Annotated in this window: 4 protein-coding genes and 1 pseudogene; 1 reads left to right on the forward strand and 4 read right to left on the reverse strand. The window is 73.2% G+C overall.

The window, feature by feature from the left end:
* Nucleotides 1-224: pseudogene (locus G3I65_RS00995) on the reverse strand (hypothetical protein); the annotation flags it as partial.
* 1 nt (nt 225) lies between these two features.
* Nucleotides 226-672, reverse strand: coding sequence for an Lrp/AsnC family transcriptional regulator (locus G3I65_RS01000; RefSeq protein ID WP_086864456.1), 447 nt, complete (start codon nt 670-672; stop codon nt 226-228).
* Nucleotides 673-823: 151 nt separating this feature from the next.
* Between G3I65_RS01000 and G3I65_RS01005 the strand changes: the two genes are divergently transcribed.
* On the forward strand, nt 824-4,216 hold the full coding sequence (locus G3I65_RS01005; RefSeq protein WP_309235225.1) for an indolepyruvate ferredoxin oxidoreductase family protein: 3,393 nt from the start codon (nt 824-826) through the stop codon (nt 4,214-4,216).
* Here G3I65_RS01005 and G3I65_RS01010 read toward each other — a convergent pair.
* Nucleotides 4,197-4,817: a response regulator gene (locus tag G3I65_RS01010; RefSeq protein WP_160693868.1), complete on the reverse strand. Its 621-nt coding sequence runs from the start codon at nt 4,815-4,817 to the stop codon at nt 4,197-4,199. The genes G3I65_RS01005 and G3I65_RS01010 overlap by 20 nt on opposite strands.
* Before the next feature lie 57 nt (nt 4,818-4,874).
* Nucleotides 4,875-5,587: GlxA family transcriptional regulator (locus G3I65_RS01015; RefSeq protein WP_160693870.1), on the reverse strand; the 713-nt coding region annotated here is incomplete at its 5' end.

The following is a 5,587-nucleotide window of genomic DNA, read 5'->3' on the forward strand; positions in this document are numbered from 1 at the left end:
GGCAGCGAACCGCGGCTGCGGAAGGGCACCATGATCCCGCGCGCGATCGGCCGATCGCCGTCGAGCAGCGCGACGACGAGGTGCGGCCAGCGGCGCGCCACCCGGCGGCCGCGCACCAGCAGGCTCGCGAGGCTGCCCGCCATGAACGCCGGCGAGCCCGGCGGGTACGGGATGGCGTAGACGGCTTCGGCGAGGTCCGGCCGCCGCGCCAGCGTCACGAGCACGTCAGTTCCCCCGCGACCACGACTCCAGCGCGATCAGCGTCTTCGTCCCGGTCACCTGGTGGTGCCGCCGGATCTCGTCGATCGTCTTCTGCAGGTGGGCCATGTCGCGCACCCGCAGCCACACCAGCGCGTCCGGGTCGCCCGCGATCGTGAACACCGCCTGGGCCTCCGGCATGCGGGTCGTCGTGCGCAGGATCTCCGCGACCTTCGTGTTGCCGACGAAGCGCAGCTCGGTGAACGCCTCGATCCCCCAGCCCAGCTTCGCGTGGTCGACCTGGACCGTGAAGCCCGTGATCACGCCGGTCTCGCGCAGCCGGTCGATGCGGCGCTTGACCGCGGCCGTGGAGAGGGTGACGCGGCCGGCGATGTCGGACAGCGTGCGGCGGGCGTCTTCGCGCAGCAGGCCGAGGATCTCGTGGTCGGTCGCGTCGAGCAGCTCTTCGGGCATGCGCAGGAGCGTAACTCCGCGCAAAAAACCGAGCCAGCCGGCGCGAAGAGGCCCGGAAGTTTGCGTATAGAGTCCCGGAACGCCAACGCCTGTTGCGTCGCTGTGGCCGGCGTCGCACTGTGCCCGGAAGCACATCGAGAGGAGCCGCGCCGTGGAGACGTTCACGCTCGAAGACCGCTATCTGCGGGAGGCGGGAACCGTGCACCTGACCGGGGTGCAGGCCCTGGTCCGGCTGCTGTTCGACCGCGTCCGGCACGACCGCGCCCACGGCGGCGACCCCGCCGTCTTCGTTTCGGGCTACGAGGGCTCGCCGCTGGCCGGGTACGACCTCGAGCTCGGCCGCCGCTCGACGCTGCTGGAGAAGCACGACGTCGTGCACCGGCCCGGGCTCAACGAGGAGCTGGCCGCGACCTCGGTGATGGGCAGCCAGCTCGTCGCGGGCGCCGGCGGGCAGCGCGGCGTCACCGGGTTCTGGTACGGCAAGGCCCCCGGCCTCGACCGGGCCTCCGACGCCCTGCGCCACGCCAACCTGGCCGGCACCGACCCGCGCGGCGGCGCCGTCGCGCTCGTCGGCGACGACCCGAACGCGAAGTCCTCGACCGTTCCCTGCGCGTCCGAGCTCGCCCTCGCCGACCTGGCGATCCCGATCCTCTACCCGGCCGACTCCCAGGACGTCCTCGACCTCGGCATGCACGCGGTCGAGCTGTCCCGCGCGGCCGGCGTCTGGACGTCGCTGAAGGTCGTCGCGAACGTCGCCGACGCGTCCGGCACCGCCGTCGTGAGCCCGGAGTGGACCGCGCCGGAGATCGAGCGGGCGTACCGGCACACGCCGACGTCGCGGCTGCTCGGCACCAGCCTCGCCGAGCTGGAGCGCAGCCTCTTCACCGTCCGGCTGCCGCTGGTCACCGAGTACCTGCGCGCGAGCGGCGTCAACCGGATCACCGCGCGCGGCTCCGCCGACCGGATCGGCATCGTCGCCGCCGGCAAGTCCTACCTGGACCTCCAGCAGGCGCTGCGCACGCTCGGCCTCGACGCTGGCGCCTTGGAGAAGTACGGCATCCGCGTGCTCAAGCTCGGCGCGATCCACCCGCTGGAGCCCTCGATCGTCCGCGAATTCGCCGACGGGCTCGAGGAAATCGTCGTCGTCGAGGAGAAGCGTTCGTTCGTCGAGACCGCCCTCAAGGAGGTCCTCTACGGCGTGCCCGGCGCCCCCGCGGTCACCGGCAAGAAGGACCGCGACGGCCGGACGCTGTTCACCGAGCTCGGCGAGCTGGACCCGGACGGCATCGCGGCCGGGCTGGCCCGCCGGTTGCCCGGCGGCATCCCTTCGGTCGACGCCTTCACCACCCGCCGCCGTCGCGAGCGCATCTCGGTGCCACTGCTCGCGCGGACGCCGTACTTCTGCTCGGGCTGCCCGCACAACTCGTCGACGAAGGTCCCGGAGGGCACGCTCGTCGGCGGCGGCATCGGCTGCCACACCATGGCGCTGTTCATGGAACCCGACCAGGTCGGCACCGTCCTCGGCGTGACGCAGATGGGCGGCGAAGGCACGCAGTGGATCGGCATGGCGCCGTTCGTCGAGGCCGAGCACTTCGTGCAGAACATCGGCGACGGCACCTTCACCCACTCCGGCAGCCTCGCGGTGCGCGCGGCGGTCGCGGCCGGCGTCAACATCACCTACAAGCTGCTCTACAACTCCGCCGTGGCGATGACCGGCGGCCAGGACGCGGTCGGCGGGCTGCCGGTGGAGAAGGTCGCCGAGCTGCTGCTCGTCGAGGGTGCGAAGCGGGTCGTGATCACCAGCGACGCGCCCGCGAAGCTGCGGCGCCGCAAGCTCCCCGCCGGCGTCGAGGTGCGCGACCGCGCGGAACTCCTTGCCACGCAAGAAGAACTGGCCGCCGTCAAGGGCGTCACCGTGCTGATCCACGAGCAGGAGTGCGCGGCCGAGAAGCGCCGGAAGCGCCGCCGTGGCAAGCAGAAGACCCCGACGACCCGCGTGGTCATCAACGAGCGCGTCTGCGAGGGCTGCGGCGACTGCGGGACGAAGTCGAACTGCCTGTCCGTGCAGCCGGTGGCGACCGAATTCGGCCGCAAGACCGCGATCCACCAGTCCTCGTGCAACGTCGACTACTCCTGCCTGGCCGGGGACTGCCCGTCGTTCGTCACCGTCGTGCCGACCGGGAAGAAGCAGCGGCGCAAGCTGACCGAGCTGGCCGCCGACGCCGTTCCCGCGCCCTCGATGTCCACCAAGGACTTCACGGTGCGGATCACCGGCATCGGCGGCACCGGCGTGGTCACCGTGACGCAGATCCTCGCGACGGCCGCGGTGCTCGACGGGCGGCACGTCCGCACGCTCGACCAGACCGGGCTGGCGCAGAAGGGCGGCGCCGTCGTCTCCGACCTCAAGGTGACGGCGGACCCGGTCGAGCAGGCCCCGAAGCTCGCCACCGGCGAGTGCGACCTCTACCTGGCGTGCGACGCGCTGGTCGGGGCGGACGCGGCGAACCTGGCCGTGGCCGACGCCGAACGGACCACCGCCGTCGTCTCGACCACCGAGGTCCCGACCGGGCGGATGGTCGTCGACACCACGGTGTCCTTCCCCTCCCCCGGCAGCGTCCTCGCGCCGCTGGAAGCCGCCGCGGCGCGCACGGTTTCGCTCGACGCCCGCGGTCTCGCCGAGGAGCTGTTCGACGACGACCAGTTCGCCAACGTGCTCCAGCTCGGCGCCGCCTACCAGACCGGCGCGATCCCGCTGCCGGCGTCGGTGATCGAGCGTGCGATCGAGCTGAACGGCACCGCCGTGAAGGCGAACCTCCAGGCTTTCCGCCGCGGTCGCCAGCTCATCGCCGAGCCCGAGGCCCTCACGACGGCCCCGGCGAAGGTGCGCCCGGTCGCACAGCCGGCCGCGCGCAAGCTCGTGCACGCCGAGCCCGGCTCGGAGCTGGCGCGGCTGCTGGACGTCCGGATCCCGGACCTGGCCGCCTACCAGGACAAGCGGTACGCCCGCGCGTACGCCGAGTTCGTCGAGCGGGTGCGGGTGCTGGAGGACGGGCCGACGGAGATCACCGAGGCCGTCGCGAAGCACCTGTACAAGCTGATGGCGTACAAGGACGAGTACGAGGTCGCCCGGCTTTCGCTCGACCCGGCGTTCACCGACGGCCTGGCCGAGCAGTTCGGCGAGGGCACCAAGTACGCCTACCGGCTGCACCCGCCGGTGCTGCGCGCGCTCGGCATGAAGCGCAAGATCAGCCTCGGCCCGTGGTTCCGCCCGGCGTTCCGGCTGCTGCACGCGCTGCGCAAGCTGCGCGGCACCCGGCTCGACCCGTTCGGCCGCGCCGAGGTGCGGCGGGTCGAGCGCGAGCTGGTCGAGGACTACCGCGCCATGATCCTGACCGCCTTCCGCGCGTCCGATGTGGACCGGGCACGGGTGCTCGCGCTGGCCGAGCTGCCCGACCTGGTGCGGGGCTACGAAGACGTCAAGCTGGCCAACGTGGCCCGGTACCGGGAGAAGCAGGCGGAGCTGCTCACGCTCGTAGGTAGCTGAGCATCGCGGTGCCGGGGACGCGCAGCTTCGCGCTGACGTCCCCGGCGTGCTGCCGGGCGGCGGCGGTCCCGATGCCGAGCAGGCGCCCGATCGTCGGCACCGAGTGCCCTTCGGCCAGCAGCGCGACGACCTCGCGTTCGCGGTCGGTCAGCGCGGCCACCGGATCGCCCGGGCGGTGCCGGGCCAGCTGGACCGCCACGACGTCCCGGTCCAGCACCGTGCCGCCGGCCGCGACGCGCCGCAGTGCGTCGAGGAACTCGTCGGGCCGGCCGACGCGCTCCTTGAGCAGGTACCCGGCCCCGCCCCCGCCGACGGCCAGGAGGTCGCCCGCGTAGCCGTCTTCGACGAACGCGGACAGCGCGAGGATCGCCAGCCCCGGCACCCGGCGCCGCGCTTCAAGGGCGGCGCGGAGCCCTTCGTCGGTGAACGTCGGCGGCAGGCGGACATCGACGACGGCCAGGTCCGGCGCCGCCGCCACGACCGACGTCACCAGGTCGCCCGGGTGGTCGACGGCCTCGACCACCTCGAACCCCTCGCTGCGCAAGAGCAGCACGAGCCCCTCCCGCAACAGGGCGTCGTCCTCCGCGATCACGATGCGCACGGCGGCAGCCTCCTCGTCATCCCTTGTCTTGGTGTACGGATGCGCGGGCGGAAGCGTTCAGGCGGTGCCGGTGGTCCGGAAGCGGGCCCGGTAGTCGCTCGGCGTGACCCCGAGGTGCCGGGCGAAGGCGCGCCGCAACGTCTCCGCGGTCCGGAACCCCGCCCGCCGCGCCACGACGTCGAGCGGGTCGGTGGTGCGCTCCAGCTGCTGCCGGGCGGCCTCCAGCCGGACCTGCTCGACGAACCGCGCCGGGGTGCGGCCGAGCTCTTCGCGGAACAGGCGCGTCAGGTGCCTGGTGCTGACGCCGGCGCGCGCGGCCAGGTCGTCGAGGGTGTGCGGGGCCGCCGGATCGGCCGTGACGGCGTCCAGCACGCCGCGCAGCAGCTCCGTGCGCGGGCGGCCGGTCTCCAGGCGGACGCTGAACTGCGACTGGCCGCCCGGGCGTTGCAGGAAGACGACCAGGTGCTTGGCCACCAGCCGGGCCACCTCGGCGCCGAGGTCGTCCTCGACGAGCGCCAGCGCGAGGTCGATGCCGGAGGTGACACCGGCCGAGGTGATGACCGGGCCGTCCTTGACGAAGATCGCGTCGCCGTCGACGTCGATCCGCGGGAAGCGCCGGGCGAGCCGTCCGGTGAGGTCCCAGTGCGTGGTGGCCCGCCGTCCGTCGAGGACACCGGCCGCGGCCAGCGCGAACGCGCCCGCGCACACCGACGCCGTCCGGGCGGCGCCGTCGGCGAGCCGGCGGATCTGGGCGATCAGCTCGGCGTCGG

It is taken from the genome of Amycolatopsis sp. SID8362 (assembly GCF_010550475.1).
Lineage (GTDB): Bacteria > Actinomycetota > Actinomycetes > Mycobacteriales > Pseudonocardiaceae > Amycolatopsis > Amycolatopsis eburnea.

Excerpts from the sequence above, each read along its gene's own strand:
- G3I65_RS01000 (WP_086864456.1), bottom strand. The coding sequence starts at position 672 with ATGCCCGAAGAGCTGCTCGACGCGACCGACCACGAGATCCTCGGCCTG.